23 protein-coding genes are annotated in these 23,688 nt (G+C 74.1%); 18 read left to right on the top strand and 5 right to left on the bottom strand.

The genetic code is table 11. The annotated features are described in order from the left end of the window. The 10 genes from ACZ6JT_RS13550 to ACZ6JT_RS13595 all read left to right on the top strand — a co-directional run bounded on the left by ACZ6JT_RS13550 (position 1) and on the right by ACZ6JT_RS13595 (position 11,669). Positions 1 to 2,784: a hypothetical protein gene (locus tag ACZ6JT_RS13550; protein ID WP_469209494.1), complete on the top strand. Its 2,784-nt coding sequence runs from the start codon at positions 1 to 3 to the stop codon at positions 2,782 to 2,784. A 32-nt stretch (positions 2,785 to 2,816) separates the two neighbouring features. After that, positions 2,817 to 3,242: a phage tail protein gene (locus ACZ6JT_RS13555; protein WP_030710062.1), complete on the top strand. Its 426-nt coding sequence runs from the start codon at positions 2,817 to 2,819 to the stop codon at positions 3,240 to 3,242. A gap of 94 nt (positions 3,243 to 3,336) precedes the next feature. Then, a complete protein-coding gene (locus tag ACZ6JT_RS13560; RefSeq protein WP_469209495.1) occupies positions 3,337 to 4,062 on the top strand; it encodes a CIS tube protein in 726 nt (241 codons plus the stop codon). Next, on the top strand, positions 4,059 to 5,876 hold the full coding sequence (locus ACZ6JT_RS13565; RefSeq protein WP_469209496.1) for a VgrG-related protein: 1,818 nt from the start codon (positions 4,059 to 4,061) through the stop codon (positions 5,874 to 5,876). The genes ACZ6JT_RS13560 and ACZ6JT_RS13565 overlap by 4 nt, the downstream gene beginning before the upstream one ends. A gap of 50 nt (positions 5,877 to 5,926) precedes the next feature. Next, a complete protein-coding gene (locus ACZ6JT_RS13570; protein WP_469209497.1) occupies positions 5,927 to 6,244 on the top strand; it encodes a PAAR domain-containing protein in 318 nt (105 codons plus the stop codon). Beyond that, entirely contained in the window at positions 6,244 to 6,666 is a 423-nt protein-coding gene (locus ACZ6JT_RS13575; protein WP_030388067.1) for a GPW/gp25 family protein, read from the top strand. The genes ACZ6JT_RS13570 and ACZ6JT_RS13575 overlap by 1 nt, the downstream gene beginning before the upstream one ends. Beyond that, entirely contained in the window at positions 6,666 to 8,636 is a 1,971-nt protein-coding gene (locus ACZ6JT_RS13580) for a putative baseplate assembly protein (protein ID WP_469209498.1), read from the top strand. The genes ACZ6JT_RS13575 and ACZ6JT_RS13580 overlap by 1 nt, the downstream gene beginning before the upstream one ends. Beyond that, a complete protein-coding gene (locus ACZ6JT_RS13585) occupies positions 8,633 to 9,205 on the top strand; it encodes a phage tail protein (protein WP_469209499.1) in 573 nt (190 codons plus the stop codon). Before ACZ6JT_RS13580 ends, ACZ6JT_RS13585 begins: the two co-directional genes overlap by 4 nt. A gap of 5 nt (positions 9,206 to 9,210) precedes the next feature. Then, positions 9,211 to 11,064, top strand: coding sequence for an NADase-type glycan-binding domain-containing protein (locus ACZ6JT_RS13590; protein WP_469209500.1), 1,854 nt, complete (start codon positions 9,211 to 9,213; stop codon positions 11,062 to 11,064). A 50-nt stretch (positions 11,065 to 11,114) separates the two neighbouring features. Continuing rightward, the gene (locus tag ACZ6JT_RS13595; RefSeq protein WP_469209501.1) at positions 11,115 to 11,669 is read left to right on the top strand and encodes a GNAT family N-acetyltransferase; all 555 of its coding nucleotides are present in this window, start codon (positions 11,115 to 11,117) and stop codon (positions 11,667 to 11,669) included. Here ACZ6JT_RS13595 and ACZ6JT_RS13600 read toward each other — a convergent pair. After that, positions 11,653 to 12,549, bottom strand: a complete 897-nt coding sequence (locus tag ACZ6JT_RS13600) for an NADP-dependent oxidoreductase (protein ID WP_469209671.1) — start codon at positions 12,547 to 12,549, stop codon at positions 11,653 to 11,655. The genes ACZ6JT_RS13595 and ACZ6JT_RS13600 overlap by 17 nt on opposite strands. A 134-nt stretch (positions 12,550 to 12,683) precedes the next feature. On the opposite strand from ACZ6JT_RS13600, the gene ACZ6JT_RS13605 reads away from it, so the two are divergent. Beyond that, positions 12,684 to 13,100: a winged helix-turn-helix transcriptional regulator gene (locus ACZ6JT_RS13605; RefSeq protein ID WP_469209502.1), complete on the top strand. Its 417-nt coding sequence runs from the start codon at positions 12,684 to 12,686 to the stop codon at positions 13,098 to 13,100. Between the two features lie 42 nt (positions 13,101 to 13,142). Next, the gene (locus tag ACZ6JT_RS13610) at positions 13,143 to 13,871 is read left to right on the top strand and encodes a Mut7-C RNAse domain-containing protein (protein ID WP_469209503.1); all 729 of its coding nucleotides are present in this window, start codon (positions 13,143 to 13,145) and stop codon (positions 13,869 to 13,871) included. 22 nt (positions 13,872 to 13,893) lie between these two features. On the opposite strand, the gene ACZ6JT_RS13615 is transcribed toward ACZ6JT_RS13610, so the two are convergent. Continuing rightward, positions 13,894 to 14,394, bottom strand: a complete 501-nt coding sequence (locus tag ACZ6JT_RS13615) for a hypothetical protein (protein ID WP_469209504.1) — start codon at positions 14,392 to 14,394, stop codon at positions 13,894 to 13,896. Between the two features lie 118 nt (positions 14,395 to 14,512). On the opposite strand from ACZ6JT_RS13615, the gene ACZ6JT_RS13620 reads away from it, so the two are divergent. Together ACZ6JT_RS13620 and ACZ6JT_RS13625 are read left to right on the top strand one after the other, a co-directional pair. Further along, positions 14,513 to 14,848, top strand: coding sequence for a YnfA family protein (locus tag ACZ6JT_RS13620; protein ID WP_469209505.1), 336 nt, complete (start codon positions 14,513 to 14,515; stop codon positions 14,846 to 14,848). A gap of 89 nt (positions 14,849 to 14,937) precedes the next feature. After that, the gene (locus tag ACZ6JT_RS13625) at positions 14,938 to 15,714 is read left to right on the top strand and encodes an SDR family NAD(P)-dependent oxidoreductase (RefSeq protein ID WP_469209506.1); all 777 of its coding nucleotides are present in this window, start codon (positions 14,938 to 14,940) and stop codon (positions 15,712 to 15,714) included. Here ACZ6JT_RS13625 and ACZ6JT_RS13630 read toward each other — a convergent pair. After that, positions 15,711 to 16,274, bottom strand: coding sequence for a polysaccharide deacetylase family protein (locus ACZ6JT_RS13630; protein ID WP_469209507.1), 564 nt, complete (start codon positions 16,272 to 16,274; stop codon positions 15,711 to 15,713). The two genes, ACZ6JT_RS13625 and ACZ6JT_RS13630, sit on opposite strands and share 4 nt — an antisense overlap. Positions 16,275 to 16,542: 268 nt before the next feature. Between ACZ6JT_RS13630 and ACZ6JT_RS13635 the strand changes: the two genes are divergently transcribed. Continuing rightward, positions 16,543 to 17,127: a Uma2 family endonuclease gene (locus tag ACZ6JT_RS13635; protein WP_469209508.1), complete on the top strand. Its 585-nt coding sequence runs from the start codon at positions 16,543 to 16,545 to the stop codon at positions 17,125 to 17,127. Positions 17,128 to 17,201: 74 nt separating this feature from the next. Here the strand turns inward: ACZ6JT_RS13635 and ACZ6JT_RS13640 are convergent, their stop codons facing one another. Then, positions 17,202 to 18,395 (bottom strand): RtcB family protein, encoded by a 1,194-nt coding sequence (locus ACZ6JT_RS13640; RefSeq protein WP_469209509.1) that lies wholly within the window; start codon positions 18,393 to 18,395, stop codon positions 17,202 to 17,204. A 191-nt stretch (positions 18,396 to 18,586) separates the two neighbouring features. Here ACZ6JT_RS13640 and ACZ6JT_RS13645 point away from each other — a divergent pair, with 191 nt between their 5' ends. The 3 genes from ACZ6JT_RS13645 (at position 18,587) to ACZ6JT_RS13655 (ending at position 21,845) form a co-directional block, all read left to right on the top strand. Continuing rightward, a complete protein-coding gene (locus ACZ6JT_RS13645) occupies positions 18,587 to 19,453 on the top strand; it encodes a DUF3558 domain-containing protein (RefSeq protein WP_469209510.1) in 867 nt (288 codons plus the stop codon). Positions 19,454 to 19,567: 114 nt separating this feature from the next. Beyond that, complete coding sequence (locus ACZ6JT_RS13650; protein WP_469209511.1) at positions 19,568 to 20,350, top strand: DUF3558 domain-containing protein; 783 nt, start codon at positions 19,568 to 19,570, stop codon at positions 20,348 to 20,350. A gap of 157 nt (positions 20,351 to 20,507) precedes the next feature. Continuing rightward, positions 20,508 to 21,845, top strand: coding sequence for a DUF2637 domain-containing protein (locus ACZ6JT_RS13655; protein ID WP_469209512.1), 1,338 nt, complete (start codon positions 20,508 to 20,510; stop codon positions 21,843 to 21,845). An 80-nt stretch (positions 21,846 to 21,925) separates the two neighbouring features. Here ACZ6JT_RS13655 and lysS read toward each other — a convergent pair whose 3' ends face one another. Then, positions 21,926 to 23,653 carry a lysine--tRNA ligase gene (gene lysS / locus ACZ6JT_RS13660; RefSeq protein ID WP_469209513.1) on the bottom strand — a complete coding sequence of 576 codons (1,728 nt, stop codon included), beginning with the start codon at positions 23,651 to 23,653 and terminating at the stop codon, positions 21,926 to 21,928. Positions 23,654 to 23,688 lie beyond the last annotated feature (35 nt).

A 23,688-nucleotide genomic window follows, 5' to 3' on the forward strand; every position in this document is an offset into this window, starting at 1 on the left:
ATGGCATGGCGGGACAGGCTGCGTCGGCGCACCGCCGTGCCGCAGGCCCCGAGCGGCCGCGGAGCGGAGCCGGCCGCGCCGTCCGGCGGCGCGGCCGGCGCACCGCAGACCGGCGTACCGCAGAGCGGCGTACCCGGCGACTGGGACGGCGGCTGGCGCACGACGGCGCAGCCCGTCCTGACCGTGTCCCGCGCGACCATCGGCGTCAGCGACGGGCTGGCCTTCCGGTCCGGCCTGGCCGCGTGGCGCGACCCGTCCTTCGACACCGGGCTCGGCCACGCCGTGCTGCCGTCCGCCCCGGCCGGTCTCGTACGCGGGGTCACCCGCCCGGCCGCAGCCGGCCCCGCGCCCACCGCCGCCAGTGGCGGCGGCCCGCTGCTGCTGCGGGCACTGCGGCAGCCGCAGGAAGCGGAGCCGCCCGCTGAGGGTGGTACGTCGTCCCGTGCTGCCTCGTCCCGTCCTTCTTCGCCCCGCGTCACGGCGTCCGGCGCTCCGGCGTCCCGTCCGAGCGGCCCGGGCGCGCACGGCACGTCCACGCACTCCGCAGCCGTACTCGGCACGCCCGCCCCGTCCGTCCAGCGGGCCGCGGCGACGGGCGGCGGCGCGGCCGTTCCCGCGGGCGACCGTACGCCGATGCCCGCTCCGCGGTTCCCGCTGATCCGCCGGGTCGCGGTCGTCCCCGCCGCATCGGCGACCCGGGGAGCGTCCGCCGGGGGTACCGCCCCGACCCCGTCGGGTCCGACCGTTCGGCGGTCCGGGTCCGCCCCGGCCACGGTGGAGGCCCGTGCCGGCCGCGCCGGTGAGGAGACGCCCGTCGCGGTCCGGCCGCGCGCGGTCGGCCGCACGCTGACCGTCGCCCGGGTCCCGGCCACGGCCAGGCGCCGCGTGCCCGCCGTCCGGCCCATCGCCGGACCTACGGCCGGGGCCGCTTCGGACACGCCCGTGCAGCGGGCGGGAAGCCGCGCACCACTCGGCACCCCCCTCACCGACCTCCCGCCCACCGCCACCCCGTCGGAAGGCCCCGCCGCGCCCGCCGCGCTCACCCCGGCGCTGCCGACGGTCCAGCGCCAGGCCGAGCACCGCCCGGCGAAGCCCACGGCGCAGCGCCAGGCCGAGCCCACCGCCGGGCCGGACGCGCCCGTGCGGCGCACGGCAACCCGCCCGCCGCTCGGCGCACCCCTCACCGAACTCCCGCCCACCGCCACCCCCTCGGCAGCCGAGGCCCCCGCACCCACCCCGGCCATGCCGACGGTCCAACGCCAGACCGACCCCGACAGCGCTCGGCCGACCCCCTCCCCGGAGAAGCCCTCCGCCCCGAACACGCCCGCGCCGCGGACGGGAACCCGCCCGCCCCTCGGCGCGCCGCTCGCCGAGCTCCCGCCCACCGCGACCCCGGCGGGCCGGCCCGCGCCCGCCCCGGCCATGCCGACGGTCCAGCGCCAGGCGGAGCCCTCGGCCGGGCCGGACGTGCCCGTGCAGCGCCCGGGGAGCCGCCCACCGCTCGACGGCCCGCTCACCGAACTCCGGCCCACGGCGGGGCACCCGGCACCCGCTCGGACCGCTGGGCCCGCCCCCGCCATGCCCATGGTCCAGCGGGCCGAGCCCGACAGCGCAGGGTCGAGGCCGTCCCCGCAGCGCCGGGCGGAGCCTGCGGCCGGCGCCGACGCGCCCGCGCAGCGCACGCGCAGCCGCGCACCGCTCGGCGCGCCGCTCGCCGAACTCCCGCCCACCGCGACCCCGGCGGGCCGGCCCGCGCCGGCCATGCCCACGGTCCAGCGCCAGGCCGAGCCCTCGGCGGGGCCGTCCGCACCGCGCGTACGCACCGGCCTCGGCGCGCCGCTGACCGCGCTGCCGCCGAGCGCGGCCCCTCCGGTGTCCCCCTCGTCCCGGGCTCGGGCGGCGGCCCGGCCCATGTCCCACGCGGACATCCAGCGTGCACTCGCGGCCGGGGCCGCGTCGTCGCCCGCCGGCCGCGCGCCCGTACTGGGCACGGGCTCCGTGCAGCGCCGTACGGCCCCGTCCACCACGTCCGCCGCGACCTCCGGTTCCGTTCCCCCGGTTCCGCTGGTCGTCGCCCGCTCGGTCACCGACAAGGCCGCGGGCGACGTCCCGCCGACGCCTTCGGCGCCCCGCACGCTCCAGCTGCTGGCGGCCCGGCCGCTGCCCCTCGGCACCAACACCCGTGACATGGGGAGCGCGGCCGCGCCCGCCCCCCGCCCGGCGGGCCGTCCCGTGGTGGCGGCGCGCTGGCCGGCCCCCTCGAGCGCACCGCAGCCGGTTCAGCGCGCCGCGGTGCACGGGCCGCACGCCGTGCGCCCCGCGCCCGACCCGCGTACCGCGCCCGCGTCGCCCCCCGGTCCATCCCGCGCCGCGGCCACCCCCCTGCCCGTGACGAGCCCGCAGGCACCGCCGGTCGCGGTGCAGCCGGCCCCGGCCGCGTCGCCCGCGCGGCCCGTACCCGTCGTACGCCCGAGGACACCGGCTCCCGCCCCCGCCACCCCGCCAGCGACCGGCCCCGCGCCGGCGGGCCCGCCGGCGGTGCAGCGGGCCCCGGGCGGCGCCCGGAGCGCCCCCGGTCCGGCCACCCCCGGGCCGAGCGCCGGCAGCGGCGGCGGCGGCGGTGCGAGGTCCGCCCCGGCCGACCGGCACGCCGCCCCGCAGGTCCCCGACGCCGATCTGGACGATCTCGCGCGCCGTCTGCTGGATCCCGTCTCCCGCCTGTTGCGCACCGAGTTGCGGCGCGGCCGGGAACGCGCGGGCCGGCCCTTCGACGGCCGTCGCTGAGACCACGTACACGAGAAACGGACGACGGACCGATGACGGACAACATCTTCGCGACCAGCGTGTTCTTCCGGCTGGCGATCGGCGGCAACGACCTGGGCGCCTTCCACACCTGCTCCGGCATGGGCGCCGAAGTCGAGATGGAGAGCTACGCCGAGGGCGGCAACAACGGCTTCACGTGGCAGCTGCCGGGCCGCGTGACCTGGTCGAACATCACCCTCACCCGGCCCGTCACCGCCGACACGGCGAAGATCGGCCGCTGGCTGGACGAGACGCTGCGGCGGGTCGAGCCCAAGGACGGGGAGATCGTGGCCCTGCGGCCCGACCTCAGCCGGATCATCAGCTGGCAGGTGTTCGGGATCGTCCCCGTGCGCTGGCAGGGGCCGTCCTTCGACCCCGCCAACTCCGCCGCCGCCGTGGAGACGTTGGAGATCGCCCACCAGGGCCTGCTGCCCTCCTGACCCCGCCGCCGCCCGCACCACCCGGCGCCACCCGACACCCGCCCGCCCGTATCCGTCCCGTCCCTCGTCCCCGCTCCGGAAGGGAGTCCACGCCATGGCCTCATCGGCACGCGCCAGCCGCGCCAGGGCCCAGCTCACCCTCAAGGAGCCACCGACCTCCGTCGGCGCCAAGCCGGGCGGGACGATCGCCAAGCTCGACCTCCAGTTCAACCCCTCGACCCTGCAACTGGGCAAGACCACCGAGTGGCGGCGCTCCCCGTCCCGGATGGCGGGGCAGTCGGCGCTGCCCGAGTTCGTGGGCAGCGGTCCGCGCACGCTCAGCCTGGAGGTGTTCCTGGACGCCACCGCCACCCACGACAACTCCGTGGAGCAGGCGGTGGAGAAGCTGATGAAGGCGTGCGTGCCGACCCCCGCGAGCCTCGGTCGCAAGAAGCCGGCGAGCCCCTGGGTGCGCTTCGAGTGGGGCAGCGCGCGGACGACGTCCTTCGACGGGGTCCTGTCGAACCTGTCGGTGTCGTACACGCTCTTCGACGTGGACGGCAAGCCGCTACGGGCCACCTGCTCGCTGTCCATCGAGGAGGCGAGCGTCGACCCGCCGGGCCAGAACCCGACCTCCGGCGCACGCACCGCCCGCAGCACGCACATCGTCGTGGCGGGCGACAGCCTGGCGATGCTCGCCTGGCGCGAGTACGGCGACGCGACGGCCTGGCGGGCCATCGCCGAGGCCAACGGGATCGACGACCCGATGGCGCTCGTCCCCGGCACCGAGATCGTGGTGCCGGCCCTGCAGGACCAGCACGGCGAGGAGGAGCAGCGGTGAGCGGATCAGAACCCGGAGGCCGGTCGTTCGCGGCCGACCCGATCGTGGAAGCACCCGGCGAACTGCCGCCGATCTGGGCGGCCCAGCTGGTGAGCTGTGTCGTCGACGAGAACGTGGGCCTGCCGGACACCGCCGTGCTCACCTACCGCGACCCCGACCACGAGTTCCTGCGCGCCACCGGCATCACCATCGGCTCGCCGCTGCGGGTGTCGGTGATGACCGTGAAGGGGCAGGCGCGGGAGCGGCTGTTCAACGGCGAGGTCACGGCCCTGGAGATCGACCGGGACCGCACCGGTTCGTTCACCGTCGTGCGCGCCTACTCCAAGGCGCACCGCCTCCAGCGCGGCCGCAAGGTCGTGGCGTACCGCAACATGACGGCCGCGGCCATCGTCCGCAAGGTGGCCGCCGGAGCGGGCCTCGCCGTCGGGAAGGTGGAGGCGGCGCCGGTGACGTACAAGCAGCTGTCCCAGGCGAACGTCTCCGACTGGGACTTCCTGCAGTTCCTCGCGGGCGAGAGCGGCGCGCAGGTGCGCGTCGACGACAAGGGACTGCTCCAGTTCACCCGGCCCGTGAAGGCGTCCGGGGCGCCCGCCCCGTCGACGTCGGCCGAGCGCAACCCGATGGTCCTGGAGTACGGGCGCAACCTCCTCGCCCTGCGGGCCGCGCTGTCGGCCGCCGACGGCGTCTCCAAGGTGCAGGTGCGCGGCTGGGACGTGACCACCAAGCGGCCGCTGGTCGCCGAGCAGCCCTCCGTGGTCAGCGACACGGTGGTGCCCGGCCTCAGCCCCGAGTTCGCCGCACGCTTCGGCAAGTCGGCCCTGGCCGTCACCGACACCCCGTACCGTACGCAGGCCGAGACGACGGCCGTCGCGAAGGCGGCGGCCGACGAGGTCAGCTCCGGCTTCGGCGAACTGGAGGCCGTCGCCGAGGGGAACCCGCTGCTGCGGGCCGGCAAGGCCATCGCGCTCGGCAACGTGGGGCAGGCCTTCTCCGGCCGGTACACGGCGACCGCCGTGCAGCACGTCCTGGAGCCGCACGGCGGCTACCGCACCACCGTGTGGGTCAGCTCCAGCCCCGACCGCTCCCTGGCCGGCCTGGTCACCGGCGCCAACGCGCCGGGCCGCGGCCCGCGCCTCCCGGGGCTGGCGATCGGCGTGGTCACGGACGTCCGCGAACCGAACGGCTCCCAGCGCGGGGCGGTGCGCCTGAAGTTCCCCTGGCTCGACGACACGTACGTCTCCGACTGGGTGCGCACCGTCCAGTGGGGCGGCAAGGGCGGCGGCGGCGTGGTGAGCCCCGAGGTCAACGACGAGGTGCTCGTCGGGTTCGAGCAGGGCCTGCTCGACAGCCCGTACGTCCTCGGCGGGCTCTACAACGGTGTGGACCAGCCCTCCCCGCACGACGTACCACTGATCGACAAGACCAGCGGGAAGGTCAACCGCCGCTCCATCGTGTCGCGTTCGGGCCACCGCGTGGAGCTGCTCGACGCCCCGGCGCCGGGCCCCTCCGGGCTGCGGCTGGTGACCGGCGACGAGCGGCTCGAAGTACGCATGGACGACCGCCGGGACCGCATCGAGCTCACCGTGTACGCGGGGCGGGGCCGCCCGCTGACCTCGGTCCTCCTGGACAAGACCGGCATCACCCTGGACGCGCGGCGGGGCACGGTGAAGGTGTCCGGCCGCCAGGTGGACATCGACGGCACCGCCGGGGTCAGCATCGGCGGCCGCTCGGTGAAGGTGAACGGAACCGCCGACGTCACCGTCAACGGCGGCCTGCTCGCCACCCTCAAGGCCCGGCTCATCCGCATCAACTGACCCCCTGCCAAGCCCACTCGACCACGACCGCTCTCCCCGAGGAGGACCCGATGCCAGCCGCAGCCCGTACCGGCGACCCCACCAACCACGGTGGCCGGATCGCCACGCCACCGCCCGGCGCCGCCGCGTCGGTGGCGACGGTGCTGATCGGCGGCCTGCCCGCCGCCGTCGTCGGCAGCCTGCACGTCTGCGTGGTCCCGCCGCACGCCGCACTGGGCCCGGGCAACGTCGTCATGCCGAACCCGGCCGCGCTCGCCACGGGCACGGTGCTCATCGGCGGGCTGCCCGCCGCCCGCGCCCGCGACCAGACCTCGTGCGGCGCGATGATCCTCACCGGCGCCATGAACGTCCTGATCGGCGGTGTGTGATGAGCGAACGGTTCATCGGGCGCGGCTGGGCGTTCCCTCTGCGGGTCGGCCCGACCGGCGGGATCGCCATGGTCGAGCGGGAACGCGAACTGGAGGAGGCCATCCGGCTGGTCCTCGGCACCGCTCCGGGCGAGCGCCCGATGCGCCCGGAGTTCGGCTGCGGCATCCACGAGTACGTCTTCGCCCCCGGCGACGGCGACACCGCCGGGCGGGTCGCCCAGCAGGTGCGCGAGGCACTGGAGCGCTGGGAGCCCCGCATCGCCGTCGACGAGGTCGTCGTGGCCTTCGACGCCGTCGACGCGGGCACCCTCTACATCGATGTGCACTACACGGTGCGCACCACCAACGACCGGCGCAACCTGGTCTTCCCCTTCTACACGATCCCCTCCGAGGAGGGGGCCGAGGAAATGGTCGCGGACTGATGGCCCTGCCCTCCCCCAACCTGGACGACCGCCGGTTCCAGCAACTCGTCGACGAGGCGAAGCGGTACGTGCAGCAGCGCGCCCCGGAATGGACCGACCACAACGTCTCCGACCCGGGCGTCACCCTGATCGAGACGTTCGCCTACCTCGTGGACCAGCTGCTCTACCGGCTGAACCGGGTCCCGGAGAAGAACTACCTCGCGTTCCTGGACCTGTTGGACATCCGGCTGTACCCGCCGTCGGCCGCCGTCGCCGACGTCGACTTCTGGCTGTCCGCCCCGCAGCCCGAGACGCTGACGCTGCCCGCCGGCACCGAGGTGACGACCGCCACCGGCGAGAGCGAGGAAGCCGTGGTCTTCGCGACCACCGACGATCTGCGCATCGTGCCCAGCGAGTTGACGCGCCTGGTCACCGCACCCCGCACCGGCGAGCAGACCGACCGCACCGGCGCCCTCACCGAGGGCCTCGACATACCGTGCTTCCAGGCGACGCCCGAACCCGGCGACGCCCTGCTGTTCGGCCTGCCGACGGCGGTACCGCGCTGCGTGGTCGCGGTGCGCCTCGACAGCCGCGTCGAGGGCGTCGGCGTCGACCCGCGCCAGCCCCCGCTGGTGTGGGAGGCGTGGGACGGCGGCCGGTGGCAGCACTGCGAGACCGACTCCGACAGCACCGGCGGCCTCAACCGGCCCGGTGAGGTCATCGTGTACGTGCCGGCCGGGCACACCGCGTCGCTGATCAGCGGCACCCGCGCCGGCTGGCTGCGCTGCCGGGTCACCGAGCCCGAGCCCGGCCAGCCGTTCTACTCGGAGTCCCCGACCGTGCGCGAGGCCGCCGTCTTCACCGTCGGCGGCACGATGACCGTGGAACACGCGGAACGCGTGACCGACGTACCGCTCGGCCAGTCGGAGGGGGTGGCCGGGCAGACCTTCCGGCTCGGCCGCCCGCCCGTACTGCTCGACGGGGAGCCGCCGGTGGTCGAGGTGTCCTCGCCCGAAGGATGGCAGCGCTGGGAGGTCGTGGACCACTTCGGCCGCTCCGCCCCCGAGGACCGGCACGTCCGCGTGAACGCCACCACCGGCGAGTTCGGCTTCCCGCCGGTGCTGCGCGAGGCCGACGGCACCCTGCGCGCCTGCGGCGCCGTACCGCCCAAGGGCGCCCAGGTCCGCGTGGCCCACTACCGCACCGGCGGCGGCCCCGCGGGCAACGTCTCCCGCGGCGCGATCTCCGTCCTGCGCAGCTCCGTCCCCTACGTCGCCCGCGTCACCAACCGGGAGGCGGCACGCGGCGGCGTCGCCGGGGAGACCGTCGACAACGCCAAGCTGCGGGCGCCGGAGACCCTGCGCATGCAGGAACGCGCGGTGACCGCCGAGGACTACGAGATCATCGCCCGCCAGGCGGCGCCCTCGGTGCGCCGGGTCCGCTGCCTGCCCGCCGCGGACGGCTCCGCCGGCGCGGGCGCGGTCCGCGTCCTGGTGGTGCCGGACGCGGTGGCCGACGAGGGCGACGACCGGCTCCGCTTCGAGCAGCTGATCCCCTCCGACCAGGTGCTCACCGCGATCACCGCCAGCCTCGACGAACGGCGCCTGATCGGCACCCGCCTCGTCGTCGAACCGCCCGTCTACCAGGGCGTCACCGTGGTGGCCCGGCTGTCGGCACCCGCCGCGGACGCCGACCGGGTGCGCGAGGCGGCGCTCGCCGCGCTGTTCCGCCACCTCAACCCGCTGCACGGCGGACCCGACGGCACCGGCTGGCCGTTCGGGCGGCCCGTGCAGTACGGCGAGGTGTTCGGCGTGGTGCAACGCGCCGTCGGGGACGTCCTGGTGGAGGACATCCGCATGTTCGCCGCCGACCCGATCACCGGGCGGCGCGGCGCCCCCGTCGACCGGCTCGACATCGGAGCGGGCGCGCTCGTCTTCTCCTACCAGCACCAGGTCGTCGTGACGGAGCCGGAGCCGGGGGTGCGCGGATGAGCCGGGCCGCCGTCCCGGGCCTCCCCAGCCCGCACCCGATCGGCGGGCAACTGCCCGCGCTGTACGCCGACGACGACTTCGCCCAGCGGTTCACGGCGGGCCTCGACACGGTCCTGGCCCCGGTGTTCACCACCCTCGACAACCTGCCCTCCTACTTCGACCCCCGGCTCGCCCCGGCCGACTTCCTGCCCTGGCTGGCGTCCTGGGTGGGCGGCATCGACGACCCCCGGTGGCCGACCGCGCTGCGGCGCGAGGCGGTGGCCCGCGCGGTGGAACTGCACCGCTGGCGCGGCACCCGGCGCGGCCTGACCGAGGCCCTGCGGCTGGTCCTGGGCGTGTCCGCCGAGGTCAGCGGGGACGGCGGGGCCACCTGGTCCCGCACGGCGGGCGCGGACCTGCCGCCACCGCCGGCCGACGAGGTCCTGATCCGGGTGTGGCCGGGGCGCGAGGGCGACGCGTACGCGGTCGACGCGGACCGGGTGCGCGCACTCGTCCGCACCCTGTGCCCCGTCCACACGGTCTGCCGCGTGGAGGTCCTGCCCGGGCCGCCCGCGGGTGAAGGAAGGTGACGGCGATGCGTGCGTGTCCCGTGTGCGGCGCGTCCAACGGCGCGACGGACGACTTCTGCGGCAACTGCGGCGCCTACCTGGGCTGGTCCGACCCCACCCCCACCGAGCCGACCGACGCGGACCGGCAGGCGCCCACGGAGCCGCGCCACGCGCCCACACCGGCCGGGGCAGACCGGCAGCCCCCCGCCGAGCCCCGCAGCGGGTCCACCCCACCCGCGCCCACCAGGACGGAGCCCAACCCGCCCGGGGCCGGGTACGCCCCAACCGCACCCATCGGGGCGGAGCCGACCCCGCCCACGCCCCCCAGGGCCGAGCCCAACCAGCCCCCCGTGGCCGGGGCCGAGCACGCCCCGCCCGCGCCCACCCGCGCAGAGCCGGCCCCGCCCACGCCCGCCAGGGCCGAGCCGACCCCGCCCGCGCCCTCCGGGGCGGGGCCAGGCCTGTCCGCGCCCGCCGGAGCGGAGCCCAACCCGCCCACACCGGCCGGGGCCGAGCCCAACCCGCCCACCGCGGCCGGGGCCGAGCACGCCCCGCCCGCGCCCGCCAGGGCCGAGCCAGGCCTGTCCGCGTCCGCCGGGGCGGAGTCGAGCCCGTCCGTGCCCGCCGGCGCGCAGGCCGGGCGGGCCCCTGCCGGACTGCGCAACGGATCGGCCGCCAGGGCCGAGCACGGCCCGTCCGCCTCCACCGGCGCCGAGCCGGCCTCATCCTCGCCCGCCGGGGCGGAGTTCGGCGCGCCCACACCCACCCGGGCAGAGTCCGCCCCACCCTCGGCAGCCGCCGCAGAGCGGCAGGCGCCTACCGGGCCGCACAACGGGTCCGCCCACCCCGCCGCGCCGGCCGCGCCCACCCAGGCGGAGTCCGGCCTGCCCGTGCCCTCCGGGGCGGCCCGGCGGTGGCCCTGGCTTCGGGGACGGTCCGCGCCGCCCACCCCGCCCGCGCCCCCCGGCTCCGCGCCGGACCCGGCCGCGCCCGCCGACCCCGGGTCCGGTCCCGCCACGGCGCCCACGGCGCCGCCGGCGCGGCCGGACACCGCTTCGCCCGCCGCCAGGCGACCCGCCGCGCCCGAGCCCGTGGCGGCAGCGTCCCCGCAGCCCGTGCAGCCCGCCAGGGCGGTCGCGCCGCGCCCCGTCGTGCGGCCCGCCCCGGTGAGCGACGTCGTCGCCGGCGTGCCGTGCCCCTCCTGCGGCACGCCCAACCCCCCGGACCGCCGCTTCTGCCGCCGTTGCGCGGCTCCGCTCACGCCCGCCACCGCACCGCCGCCCCTCCCCTGGTGGCGGACGATCTGGCCACTGCGCCGCCGCACCCGCGCCGGCTCGGGCCGCCTGGTGCGCTTCCTGGTGGTCCTGGCCGTCGTACTGGCGCTGTGCGCCGGTGGCTTCCTGCTGCTGCCGGCCGGACGTCACCTGATCGAGGACACCCGGGACAAGCTCGGCAAGGCCAAGGCGGTGACCGCCACCCGAGTCGAGGCGAGCGCCGAAGTGCAAGGGCATCCGGTGGGCAACAGCACGGACGGGCTGAGCAACCGCTACTGGGGCGCACCCGCCCCCGGCGCCTCGGTGACGTACACCTTCGCCAAGCCCTTCCGCCTGGTCGCCGTGATCGTCACGAACGGCGCCTCCTCCTCGCCCGAGGAGTACGCGAAGCAGGCCCGCGCGCTCCAGATCGACATGGAGGTGACGTCGAAGGACGGCCGGAAGGTCCACAAGCGGCTCGCCCTGAGTGACAAGCCCGGTCCGCAGACCTTCCCCACCGGCATCAGCGACGCCGCCACCATCCGCCTGACCCTCGACGCGCCCGCCGGGGCGGCCCCGGACCGTCATCTCGCCCTGGCGGAGGTGGAGTTCTTCCAACGAAGCTGACGGGGCCGGGTGGGCCCGCCCGGCCCGGCCGCCGCATACCGTGGGTCCCCATGGAGACACGGGTGCGGCTGGAGCCGTGGGGTGACGGGGACTTCCGGCTGCTGGAGCGCACGAACGAACCCGCGATGACCGGGCATCTCGGCGGCCCGGAGACCCCGGAGAAGCTCGTCGAGCGGCAGCGGCGGTACGAGGCCCTGAGCGCGCGGGAGCCGTCCGCCGGGCGGATGTTCCGGGTCGTACGGGAACCGTCCGGCGAGAGCGTCGGCTCCGTCGGTTTCTGGGAGCGTGAGTGGCGCGGCGAGCCGGTCTACGAGGCCGGCTGGGGCGTGCTGCCCGAGTTCCAGGGCCGGGGGCTGGCGGTGGCGGCCCTCACGGAACTGCTGGCGTACGTCCGCGTCCACGGCACCCGCGACAGCGTCCACGCCTTCCCGGGGACGGACCACCCGGCGTCGAACGCGGTCTGCCGGCGGGCGGGGTTCGAGAACCTGGGAGAGGTCGACTTCGAGTACCCGCCCGGCGTGCCCCACCCGAGCATCGACTGGCGCTACCGGGTGGGGCGACGCCCCGCAACCACGCCGCAGGCCGGGATCACGCCGTCAGGATGATGCGGCCGCGGACGCCCGCGGTGGCGAGGCGGTCGTGCGCCTTCGACGCGTCGGCCAGCGGGAAGGTGTCCGCGACCCGGAGCGTGAGCTCACCCGCGTCCACCAGGGCCACCAGACGGGCCAGGTGCTCCCCGTCCGCCGCGACCTCCTGCTCCTCGACCCGGATCCCCCGCTCCGCGGCCGGGGCCGCGCCGGGGATCACGCCGACGTAGACCCCGCCGTCACGGACGAAGCCCAGCGCGGGCTCCCCCAGTACGGCCGTGTCCAGGACCCCGTCCACCGGCCCGGCCGGAGCCGCGCCGCGCGGGACGAAGCCGGCCGCGCCCAGGGACCGTACGAACGCCTCGTCCCCCTCGGCCGCCAGGGCCGTCACCACCAGTCCGGCCCGCGCCGCGAGCTGCACCGCGAGCCCGCCGACCACGCCCGCCGCGCCGGTGACGAGCACCGAGGCGCCGGGGGCGAGGCCCAGCAGGTCCACCGCGCGGGCCGCGGTGAGCCCGGCCAGCGGCAGCCCCGCCGCCGCCACGGCGTCCACGGTCGTCGGCGCGGCCACCACGGCGGAGGCGTCGAGCACCGCGTACTCCGCGTGCGCGCCGAGCGGCTTCACCGCCCCGTAGTGCAGCCCCACCACCCGGTCGCCGCGGCGGTGGCCGGTCACGTCCGCGCCCACCTCGTCGATCTCCCCGGCCACCTCCCAGCCGAGCCCGATCCGCTGCCCGGCGCCGCCGAAGACACCGGCGCGGACCGCTCCGTCCACCGGGTTGACCCCGGCGGCCCGGACCCGGATCCGGACCTGGCCCGCCGCCGGCCGCGGCACCGGGACCTCGGCCAGCTCGACCCGCTCCGGCCCACCGAACTCGTTCACCACGACCGCCAGCATCGTCCGCTCGTCACTCATGTCGCCATCTCCCCTTGGGTATCGGCCAGTTCGTTGAGCACTAACCTAAGGAGAGGTACTCTCTTTCCGTAAGTACGCACTCCAAAGTGCGTACCCGACCCGGAAGTGGGGGACCCGTGGCCACCAGCACCGCCGCAGCCCGACGCTCGCAAGCCCGCGCCGGCTACGACGCCTTCCTCAAGGAGTGCCCCACCGGCCAGCTCCTCGCCCGCATCAGCGACAAGTGGGTCGGTCTCATCGTCAGCGCCCTCGCCGAGGCCGAAAACCGGTCCCTGCGCTACAGCGACCTCGGCCGCAAGATCCCCGGCGTCAGCCAGAAGATGCTCACCCAGACCCTGCGCTCCCTCGAACGCGACGGCCTCGTCGACCGCACCGTCACCCCCACCGTCCCGGTCCGCGTCGACTACCGGCTCACCGACCTCGGCGGCAGCCTCAGCTGCCTCCTCTCCTCCGTGAAGCTCTGGGCCGAGAACCACTTCGACGAGGTCAGCGCCCACCGCGACACGTACGACCAGGCCACCGGGACCTCGTAAATTCAGCCGCGGCCGGCGCCCCGGCAGTGGCATGCTGGCAGGGTGAACGGACCCGGCATTCAGCTCACCCTCGCCCCCGAACTGCGCCTCTTCGCCCCGCCCAGCCGGCGCGCCGACCGCGTACCGACCACGACCGACGGCGCCTCCAGCCTCGGCCACGTCGTCGAATCGGCCGGCGTCCCGCTCACCGAAGTCGGCCGCCTCCTCGTCGACGGCCACGAGGTGCCCGTCTCCTACGTCCCCCAAGACGGCCAGGACGTCGAGGTGTTCGGGGTCGAACGCCCGCAGCGGATCCCCGGCGCCCCGCTCCGCTTCCTCCTCGACGTCCACCTCGGCACCCTCGCCCGCCGCCTGCGCCTGCTCGGCGTCGACGCCGCCTACGAGAACGAGGACATCGGCGACCCCGCCCTCGCCACCCGCTCAGCCGCCGAGCAGCGCGTCCTGCTCTCCCGCGACCGCGGACTGCTGCGCCGCCGCGAGCTGTTCGCCGGCGCGTACGTCTACAGCGACAACCCCGACGAGCAACTGCGCGACGTGCTCAGCCGGTTCGCGCCCGCCCTCGCCCCGTGGACCCGCTGCACCGCCTGCAACGGCCCGCTCCACGAGGCCGACAAGGAGAGCGTCGGCGACCGCCTCGAACACGGCACGCACCGCTCCTACGACGTGTTCGCGCAGTGCTCCGCATGCGAGCGCGTCTACTGGCGCGGCGCCCACCACGCCCGCCTGGAACGGATCGTCGAGGACGCCCTCGTCGAATTCGGCACCGCCTGACCCGGGCGGACGTCATCAGGGTTCAGAAGGCGTAGGCGTCGCCCGTGTCCAGCGCCAGCACCACGTGGTCGTTGTTCACGTGGTTCCGGTCCGTCGCACCGCCGTTCCACCACGTGTCGACCCGCACCACCACCTCCGGCACCCGCTCCCGCAGCGCCAGCGCCAGCCCGATGTGCCGGCCGCGCCCGTGCAGCGGCAGCGGGCCCGTCTCGCACACCACCTCGCGCACCCCCGCCCGCGCACAGCCCTCCGCCAGCTGCTGCCGGTCCGCGAGCTCCGACGACAGCCGCACCCGCAACGTCGCGTTCGCCAGCGCCGCCGGCCCGTCGTTCTCCGGGACCAGCCAGATCCGCAGCCGCGCCCCCGACAGGTGCACCCGGCCGTGGTACGCCACGTCGGCCTCCGCCTCGGCCTCGGGCCCGGGGCCGGGCTGCGCCGAGGCCCACCCGGGCGGCGCACCCGCACCCGCACCCAGCGCCAGCAACCCCGCCACCACCACACTCCGTACGGCACCACGGCGCACCGCCACCACCTCCTCGCGCGGAGGCTAGCCACCGGCGACCACGGCCGATCGGACCATCACACGAATGAGGGCGGGCCGTACCCCCATCTGCCCCGCGCACCCTCGTACGCTTCCGGCCATGCTGATCGCACGCTCCGCCGCCCTGTTCGCCCTCGCCGCCCTGCTGGAGATCGGCGGCGCCTGGCTCGTCTGGCAGGGCGTCCGCGAACACAGGGGCTGGGCCTGGATCGGCGCCGGAGTGATCGCCCTCGGCCTCTACGGCTTCGTCGCCACCCTCCAGCCCCAGGGCGACTTCGCCCGCGTCCTCGCCGCCTACGGCGGGGTCTTCGTCGCCGGATCCCTTCTCTGGGGCGTCCTCGCCGACGGCTACCGCCCCGACCGCTGGGACGTCATCGGAGCCCTCGTCTGCCTCGGCGGCATGGCCGTGATCATGTACGCCCCGCGCGGACGCTGATCAGTATCGGCAGCAGGCCGCCGGGCCCCGCCTATGCTGGCGGGTAATCGCCCGTACGAACGACCTACGCACGACCGAGGAGCCCGCAGATGAGCACCGCACCGGCCACCCGAACCGCCGTCGTCACCGGCGCGAGCAGTGGCATCGGCGCGGCCACCGCCCGGCAGCTCGCCGCAGCCGGCTACCACGTCGTCCTCACCGCCCGCCGCAAGGACCGCATCGAGGCCCTCGCCGCCGAGCTCACCGACGCCGGCCACTCCGCGGCCGCCCACGCCCTCGACGTCACCGACCGCGCCGCCGTCGACGCTTTCGCAGCCTCCCTCGACCGCTACCCCTCCGTCGACGTACTCGTCAACAACGCGGGCGGCGCCATCGGAGCCGAGCCCGTCGCCACCGGCGACCCCGCCGACTGGCGCACGATGTACGAGGTCAACGTCATCGGCACCCTCAACGTCACCCAGGCCCTGCTCCCCGCCCTCACCGCCTCCGGCGACGGCACGGTCGTGGTCCTCTCCTCCACCGCCGGCCACTCCACGTACGAGGGCGGCGCCGGCTACGTCGCCGCCAAGAACGGCGCCCGCGTCCTCGCCGAGACCCTCCGCCTGGAGATCGTCGGCCAGCCCGTACGCGTCATCGAGATCGCCCCCGGCATGGTCAAGACGGAGGAGTTCGCGAAGACCCGCTTCCGCGGCGACGCCGAGAAGGCGGAAAAGGTCTACGCGGGCGTCGCGGAACCCCTGTCCGCCGACGACGTCGCCGACACCGTCACCTGGGCCGTGACCCGCCCCAGCCACGTCAACATCGACCTCCTCGTGGTCCGCCCCCGCGCCCAGGCCTCGAACACGAAGGTCCACCGCGAGCTCTAGGCCAGCCCGGCCGCCCTGAGGTGCGGCAGGAGGGCCGCGGGCTTCAGGCCCGCGGCCCGCGCCGCGCCCAGCGCCCGCTCCAGATCCGCCGCCAGCGTCGGCGTGAAGTGCAGCAGCACGATGTCCCCGGCCTTCAGCCGCGGCGTGGGCGGGGTCTCGCCCCAGGTGGTGAAGTCGTGCGTCCACGTCACGAGCGCCTTCACCCCGCACGCCTTCGCCGCGAGCCGCACCTCGTCGTTCACGGCCCCGTACGGCGGTCGCAGCAGCTTCGGCGCCCGCCCGAACACCTCCTCGATCCGCTCCCCCGCCCCGCACATCTCGGCGTCCTTGCCGACCGCGTCGAGCGTGGTGAGGTCCGGGTGGCTGACGGTGTGGTTCTCCACGCTCGCCCGCCCCTCCTCCGTGAGCCGGGTGAAGTACCCGGTGTCGTACGAGGTCGCCCCGGGCAGCAGGAACAACGTCACCGGCACCCGCTTCTCCAGCAGGATCCGGGCCGCCTCGGGATAGTGGTTCCACCCGTCGTCGATCGTGAGGAACACGACCTTCTCGGACGTCGGCACCTGCGCCACGACAGCCGGCAACCCCACCCCGGCCTGCGCGGACCCAGCGGCCCCCAAAGCAAGCGCCGACGCCGCGAGAGCGGCCAGAACCCCACGCGTTCTCCCCATGCCGCACACCCTGGTCTAGACCAACTCGCACCGTCAACCCTCCTGCACCAAGCGGAAGTTGACGCCTCACACACCCCGGGGTCCGTATGGGTGAATCCACGCGAAATGTCAGCGTGCGCGGCTACCCTCCGAAAACGTGAGCCGCGAAAAGGAGGAAGCTATGGCCGTGATACAGCACGAGACCACGATCGCGGAGGCCGCCGATCGACTCTCCAAGGAGCTTCCCAGGCACCGAGTGGAGATTCTCCACGGGAGGCTCACCGTGACACCACCCGCCGACGGGGCGCACGCGCTCGCTCTGAGCTGGCTGATCGAGAAGTTCTACGAGGCCGGGGCCAAGAAGGCCGGCCTGCGCTACGTCCAGGGTGTCGGCATCTGGCTGCCCACCGGCCCGGACGACTACGCCGTCCCGGACTTCGCACTCGTCGACAAGGACTTCCTCGCCTCCAAGGGACGCAACAACTGCTACCCGCCCGAGGTCTTCCGCCTCATCGTCGAGGTGACCTCCTCGAACTGGTCGGATGACCTCGGGTCGAAGGTCGACGCCTACGCCAAGGCCGACATCCCCTTCTACGTCATCGCCGACCGCCGCCACGACGAGGTCGTGGTCTGCCGCGACCCGCGGGGCGGCACCTACCGGCTCCGCACGTCCCACAAGCGGGGCGAGTCCATCACGGTCCCCGAGTACGTCGGGGTGTCCCTCGATCTCCCCGTGCATCTCCTCCTCGACGGTGACGAGGACTGACCTCACGCGGAGGGGCCCGGACCGATCGTGATCGGTCCGGGCCCCTCCACTCCCCCGACAGCCCCGCCCGGGCCTCAGCCCTTCACGCAGATGACCTGCTTGAGCTTGGCCACGACCTGGACGAGGTCGGTCTGCTGGTCGATGACCTGCTCGATCGACTTGTACGCGCCCGGGATCTCGTCCACGACGCCCGAGTCCTTGCGGCACTCCACGCCCTTGGTCTGCTCCACCAGGTCGCGCGCCGAGAACTTCTTCTTGGCCGCCGTCCGGCTCATCTTCCGGCCCGCGCCGTGCGAGGCGGAGTTGAACGACTTCTCGTTGCCGAGGCCCTTCACGATGTACGAGCCCGTGCCCATGGAGCCCGGGATGATCCCGTAGTCGCCGCTGCCGGCGCGGATCGCGCCCTTGCGCGTGACCAGCAGGTCCATGCCGTCGTACCGCTCCTCCGCCACGTAGTTGTGGTGGCAGCTGATCTCGCGGTCGAAGGACACCTTCGCCTTCCGGAACTCTCTGCGCACGACCTCCTTGAAGAGGCTCATCATCGCCGCACGGTTGTACTTGGCGTACTCCTGCGCCCAGAAGAGGTCGTTGCGGTACGCCTCCATCTCCGGAGTCGCGGACAGGAACACCGCCAGGTCCCGGTCGACCAGGTTCTGGTTGTGGTCCAGGCTGCGGGCCACGCCGATGTGGTACGCGGCGAGCTCGTTGCCGATGTTCCGGGACCCGGAGTGCAGCATCAGCCAGACCGAACCTGCCTCATCCAGACAGAACTCGATGAAGTGATTCCCGCTTCCGAGCGTTCCGATCTGCTTCGTGGCACGTTCCTGACGGAACTTGACCGCGTCGGTGAGGTAGTCGAAGCGCGCCCACAGGTCCTCGTACCCCGCCTCCGAGAAGCCGTACAGCCGCGACGGGTCCACCGCCTCCTTGTGGAGGCCCGTGCCCACCGGGATCGCCTGCTCGATCTTCGAGCGGAGCTTGGACAGGTCCCCCGGGAGGTCGTTCGCCGTCAGGGACGTCTTCACGGCCGACATGCCGCAGCCGATGTCCACGCCCACCGCCGCCGGGCAGACCGCGTCCTTCATGGCGATCACCGAGCCGACCGTGGCGCCCTTGCCGTAGTGGACGTCCGGCATGACGGCCAGGCCCTTGATCCACGGGAGGGTGGCGACGTTGCGCAGCTGCTGCATCGCGCCGTCCTCGACCGACGCCGGGTCGGTCCACATCCGGATCGGGACGTTCGCCCCGGGTACCTCTACATACGACATACGGAATCAATCCCCCGAAAACCACAGAAAAGTCAGAATGCGCAAAAAGCCTCGCTCTTGATCCCAAATACGACAGGGGACCGGCGCCAGCACCAGCGTGTGCGATAGACATTGTGTCCAGCCGTGACCAACCAGCGGCAACGTATTTTCCTGACCACCGGGGGCCCGGCGGTCGAAGGGAGCCAGTGGACGTGCAGCGCAAGGCGGTACGGCGAGGGTCGCGGATCCTGCCAGGCATCGCGGTGCTCACCGCGCTCGCGGCCGGCGCGCTCGGTCTGACCGGGTGCACCGGCGGGAGCAGCGGCGGCGGCACCAGCGACTCGAAGGCCGGCGGCAACCCCGCCGTGCCCGCCCAGCCGGGGAAGTACCGCAGTCTGCCCGCGCCCTGCAAGGCCGGTGTCGACAGCAAGAAGCTCAGGGCCATGCTGCCGGCCGGCGACAGCCTGACCCCCGAGCAGCGCGACCAGATGTACGCGGGCGTCTCGGACGCCTCGTACGACGGCGACCGGCACGTCGGCTGCCGCTGGACCGCGCAGTCGCCGGAGGAGACGCGGCTGCTGTCGGTCGGATTCGAGCGCGTGGTCTCGTACGACCGGGCCACCGCCAGCGACGACGACAAGGCGAAGCAGGTGTACGTGCGCCTGCTGACCGACGCCCACCTGCCGTTCCCCGGGCCGGCCACGAGCGCGAGCCCGGGTCCCGGCGCTCCCGCGACGGCGGCCAACCCCGCCGCCGATCCCGCAGCTCCCTCCGCCTCCGCCACGCCGCCGCCCGGCGCGCCGACGCCCGCCGCGAGCCCGTCCGCCCCGGTCGAGCTCGGCTCCCGGGTCCTGGAGGGCCTCGGCACCGACGCCTTCATCGAGGACAAGCTGAGCCCGGCGGGGGCCACGGCCGCGCAGGCGCGCACCGTGCGGATTGTGTTCCGTACCTCGAATGTCATCGTCAAGGTCGAGTACAGCGTGCAGCCGGCCCTGCCCGGTACGGTGCCGCCGAGCGCCGAAACCCAGGACAGGGCAAGGCAGTTGGCGCAGGCCTTGGCGGAGCGTTTCAACGAGTGAGCGGCGCCGGCCGCCGCCGGGCGTGACGCCGCGCACAGCAGGCGGGTACCCGATCGGGCTACCGTTGCCCGGGTCCCGCGTCCGAAGCAGACCCTCACACGCACTGAAGGAACCATGCACCGATCAGCCTCGCGCCTCACCCGCGTTCTCGCCTGCGCAGCCGTCCCGGTGATCCTCACCGTCGCCGGCTGCTCGTCCGACTCGGGCAAGGACTCGGGCTCGAACGACGGCAAGAAGTCCAGTTCCTCCTCGTCGGCCAAGCCCAACGCGAAGTCGTCCGCCCCGCTGGAGAAGGCGGCGTTCGCCACGCTTCCGGACCCCTGCAAGGCGCTCGGGTCGGCGACGATAGACACGGTCGTCCCGGAGGCGAAGGACAAGAACGGTACGGGGACCAAGTCGAACGACCTGACCAGCCGTGCCGGCTGTGCCTGGAACGGCCTGCAGTCGGACGGCCTGAAGGGCTCGCAGTACCGCTGGCTGTCGCTCTCCTTCTTCCGTGCCGACTCGCACACCTCGCTCGGCAGCGCCAACAAGCGCGCCGAGGAGGAGTACAAGAAGCAGGTCGAGAAGGCGAAGGCGACCGAGGGCGCGCAGAACCTGAAGGCCGAGGCCACGGAGGGGATCGGCGAGCAGGGCACGTCGGTCGTCTACACGGTCAAGAAGGACGTCGACTTCTTCAACACGACGATCGTGGCGCGCAACCAGAACGTGGTGGTCACGCTCGACTACAACGGCGCGGCGTACGAGGGTGCGGGCGCTCCGGACCAGGCGAAGCTGCTCCAGGACGCCGTGGCGGCGGCCAAGGAGGCCGTGGCCTCGGTCGACGCCGCGAACAAGCAGCAGGCCGAGCAGCCGCAGTCGCCGTCGGAGCAGCCGCAGTCGCCGCAGCCCCAGTAGTCCCGGTAGTCGCCGCAGCCCCGGCGGAGGCCCCTGGGCGGGGCCTCCTGGGGCGCTGACATCGAGTCACCCGTACGCTGTGCCTGCCGCAGCTCGGTAAAGGCTCGGTAAGCACTTCAGCGCTCGGTATGTGCTCGACAAGGGGAGGGGATCGCGGGTGGCCGCGATGCAGCTGACTCGTACGCACCGGATACTCATCGGCGTCGTGGTCGCGGGAGCCGTGGTCATCGCGGGGATCGGCTTCGCGGGCTCGTACGCCGCAGTGCGCGCCCTCGCCGAGCAGAAAGGCTTCGGCAGCTTCTCGCTGGTGTTCCCGATCGGTATCGACGCGGGCATCTGTGTGCTGCTGGCGCTCGACCTGCTGCTGACGTGGCTGCGGATCCCCTTCCCGCTGCTGCGTCAGACGGCCTGGCTGCTGACCGCCGCCACCATCGCCTTCAACGGTGCGGCTTCCTGGCCCGACCCGCTGGGTGTCGGCATGCACGCCGTGATCCCGATCCTGTTCGTGGTGACGGTGGAGGCCGCCCGGCACGCGGTGGGCCGGATCGCGGACATCACCGCGGACCGGCACATGGAGGGTGTGCGCATCACGCGGTGGCTGCTGTCGCCGATACCCACCTTCAAGCTGTGGCGCCGGATGAAGCTGTGGGAGCTGCGCTCGTACGAGCAGGCGGTCGGCATGGAGCAGGACCGGCTGATCTACCAGGCCCGGCTGCAGGCGCGGTACGGGCGCTCCTGGCGGCGGAAGGCGCCGGTGGAGGCGCTGATGCCGCTGAAGCTGGCCCGGATCGGTGTGCCGCTCAAGGAGACGGCCCCGGAGGCGCTGGCGGTGACGGGCATCGAGCCGGCGGTGCTGCCCCCGCTGGATCAGCAGGGTGCGGGGGCCGGCGCTCCGGCGCTGGTGGCCGCGGCGGCCGCGCCGGGGTCGGCGCAGGAGGCGCAGCAGGCGGAGCAGGCCCGGCAGGCCGCCGAGGCGCAGGGCGCGGTGCCGGGGCCGCCCCCGGTGGTGCACGGCCCGCCGCCGTTCGCGGTGGAGCCGACGGCCATGCCGGCGGCGCACAACAGTGCGTGGTTCGCCGCGCCGAAGGCGCCGCAGGCGGCCTATGAGGGCGGGTACAACCCGCAGTACGTCGAGGGGCTGGAGCCGACTCCGGTCCTGCCTCCGATGGGCCCGGAGGAGCAGCAGCCGGTGCAGCAGGACCTCCCGATCCCGGCGCCCCGCCAGGACGACCTCGCCCAAAGCCCCCAGGCGCAGCAGGCCCCGGAAGAGGGCCCGCAGACGCCCGACGAGGCCGAGTTCGCCGAGGTCGCGTACAAGGTGTTCTGCGCGCTGGCCGACGAGAAGCAGGACTGGCCGTCGGTCGAGGCCCTCGACATACACCTCTCGGACGGCTACGGCGTGACCCATCCGCGCAGCGGTTCCCTGCTCCGCCGGATGATCCCGGCGTTCAAGCAGCGCTACAACAAGGACCGCGAGGCGGAGCACATCGCCTGAGCGGCCGAGTACGACGTCCGACCATGCGGAAGGGCCCGCACCCCGAGGGGTGCGGGCCCTTCCGCATGGTTTGCGCGCTGTCAGACGGCGAGCAGCTTGCGCACCCGGTCCGCGCCCACGGCCAGCAGCAGCGTGGGCAGTCGCGGCCCGGTCTCCCGGGTCACGAGGAGCCGGTAGAGCAGGGCGAAGAAGGTCCGCTGCGCGACCTTGAGCTCGGGCGTCGGCTTGGCGTCGGGCTCCAGGCCGGCCATGACCTTCGGGACGCCGTAGACGAGCGTGGTCAGCCCGTCGAGGGACCAGTGCGAGTCCAGGCCCTCCAGGAGCAGGCGCAGGGATTCGCGGCCCTCGTCGTCCAGGGACGACAGCAGCTCGGTGTCGGGCTCCTCGCGTACGAGGGTGCGCTGGTCGGCCGGGACCTGGGTGGTGATCCAGTTCTCGGCGCGGTCCAGGCGCGGCCGTACCTCGTCGAGGGAGGTGAGCGGCTGCGTGGGGTCGAGGTCGGTCAGGATGCGCAGGGTCTGCTCGTCGTGGCCGGCGGTGATGTCGACGACGGACGCGAGCGTCCGGTACGGCATCGGCCGCGGGGTGCGCGGCAGCTCGGCGGCGGCGGTGCGCACGGCGCGGGTGTGCGCGGCGGCGTCGGCGGGCAGGACGGAACCGTCGGCGACCTTGGACTCCAGCTTGTCCCACTCGTCGTAGAGCCGCTGGATCTCCTGGTCGAAGGCGATCTTGAAGGACTGGTTGGGGCGGCGGCGGGCGTACAGCCAGCGCAGCAGCTGCGGCTCCATGATCTTCAGCGCGTCGGCCGGGGTGGGGACCCCGCCCTTGCTGGAGGACATCTTGGCCATGCCGCTGATGCCGACGAAGGCGTACATCGGTCCGATCGGCTGTTCGCCGCCGAAGATGTGCACGATCTGGCCGCCGACCTGGAAGGACGAGCCGGGCGAGGAGTGGTCGACGCCGGAGGGCTCGAAGATGACGCCCTCGTAGGCCCAGCGCATGGGCCAGTCGACCTTCCAGACGAGCTTGCCGCGGTTGAACTCGCTGAGCTTGACCGTCTCCGTGAACTCGTCCTCGGTGCAGACGTAGGTCATCTCGGTGGTCTCGTCGTCGTACGAGGTGACCTTGGTGAAGTCCTTGCCGCATGCGCCGCAGTACGGCTTGTACGGGAAGTAGCCGCCCTCGCCGGTGCTGCCGTCGTCCTCGGCGGCGGCGCCGGAGCCCTCGGCGGCCTCCAGCTCGGCCTCGTCGACCTGCTTCTGCTGGGGCTTCTTGCCGCCCGGCTTCTGCTTGGTGCGGTACTGGTCGAGGACGGCGTCGATGTCGCCGCGGTGCTTCATCGCGAACAGGACCTGCTCGCGGTAGACGCCGGTGGTGTACTGCTCGGTCTGGCTGATGGGGTCGTACTCGACGCCCATCTCGGCCAGCGCCTCGACGAAGGCCGCCTTGAAGTGCTCGGCCCAGTTCGGGTACGCGGATCCGGCGGGGGCGGGCACGGCGGTCAGCGGGCGCCCGATGTGCTGGGCCCACGACTCGTCGATGCCGGGCACGCCGGCCGGGACCTTCCGGTACCGGTCGTAGTCGTCCCAGGAGATGAGGTGACGGACCTCGATGCCCCGGCGGCGGATCTCGTCCGCGACCAGGTGCGGGGTCATGACCTCGCGGAGGTTGCCCAGGTGGATGGGGCCGGAGGGGGAGAGTCCGGACGCGACGACGACAGGTTTGCCGGGTGCTCGGCGCTCCGCCTCGGCGATGACCTCGTCCGCGAAACGGGAGACCCAGTCGGTCTCGGTGCTGCTCTGAGCCACGACACGTCCTTCTATCTCGAATGCTGGCTTCAGCC

This window comes from Streptomyces sp. NPDC046308, from assembly GCF_055588065.1.

What these genes read in the sequence shown, in the direction of transcription:
- ACZ6JT_RS13550 (WP_469209494.1), top strand. Translation starts at nt 1, where the DNA reads ATGGCATGGCGGGACAGGCTGCGTCGGCGCACCGCCGTGCCGCAGGCC.
- ACZ6JT_RS13555 (WP_030710062.1), top strand. Translation starts at nt 2,817, where the DNA reads ATGACGGACAACATCTTCGCGACCAGCGTGTTCTTCCGGCTGGCGATC.
- ACZ6JT_RS13560 (WP_469209495.1), top strand. Translation starts at nt 3,337, where the DNA reads ATGGCCTCATCGGCACGCGCCAGCCGCGCCAGGGCCCAGCTCACCCTC.
- ACZ6JT_RS13570 (WP_469209497.1), top strand. Translation starts at nt 5,927, where the DNA reads ATGCCAGCCGCAGCCCGTACCGGCGACCCCACCAACCACGGTGGCCGG.
- ACZ6JT_RS13575 (WP_030388067.1), top strand. Translation starts at nt 6,244, where the DNA reads ATGAGCGAACGGTTCATCGGGCGCGGCTGGGCGTTCCCTCTGCGGGTC.
- ACZ6JT_RS13580 (WP_469209498.1), top strand. Translation starts at nt 6,666, where the DNA reads ATGGCCCTGCCCTCCCCCAACCTGGACGACCGCCGGTTCCAGCAACTC.
- ACZ6JT_RS13585 (WP_469209499.1), top strand. Translation starts at nt 8,633, where the DNA reads ATGAGCCGGGCCGCCGTCCCGGGCCTCCCCAGCCCGCACCCGATCGGC.
- ACZ6JT_RS13590 (WP_469209500.1), top strand. Translation starts at nt 9,211, where the DNA reads ATGCGTGCGTGTCCCGTGTGCGGCGCGTCCAACGGCGCGACGGACGAC.
- ACZ6JT_RS13595 (WP_469209501.1), top strand. Translation starts at nt 11,115, where the DNA reads ATGGAGACACGGGTGCGGCTGGAGCCGTGGGGTGACGGGGACTTCCGG.
- ACZ6JT_RS13600 (WP_469209671.1), bottom strand. Translation starts at nt 12,549, where the DNA reads ATGCTGGCGGTCGTGGTGAACGAGTTCGGTGGGCCGGAGCGGGTCGAG.
- ACZ6JT_RS13620 (WP_469209505.1), top strand. Translation starts at nt 14,513, where the DNA reads ATGCTGATCGCACGCTCCGCCGCCCTGTTCGCCCTCGCCGCCCTGCTG.
- ACZ6JT_RS13625 (WP_469209506.1), top strand. Translation starts at nt 14,938, where the DNA reads ATGAGCACCGCACCGGCCACCCGAACCGCCGTCGTCACCGGCGCGAGC.
- ACZ6JT_RS13635 (WP_469209508.1), top strand. Translation starts at nt 16,543, where the DNA reads ATGGCCGTGATACAGCACGAGACCACGATCGCGGAGGCCGCCGATCGA.
- ACZ6JT_RS13640 (WP_469209509.1), bottom strand. Translation starts at nt 18,395, where the DNA reads ATGTCGTATGTAGAGGTACCCGGGGCGAACGTCCCGATCCGGATGTGG.
- ACZ6JT_RS13650 (WP_469209511.1), top strand. Translation starts at nt 19,568, where the DNA reads ATGCACCGATCAGCCTCGCGCCTCACCCGCGTTCTCGCCTGCGCAGCC.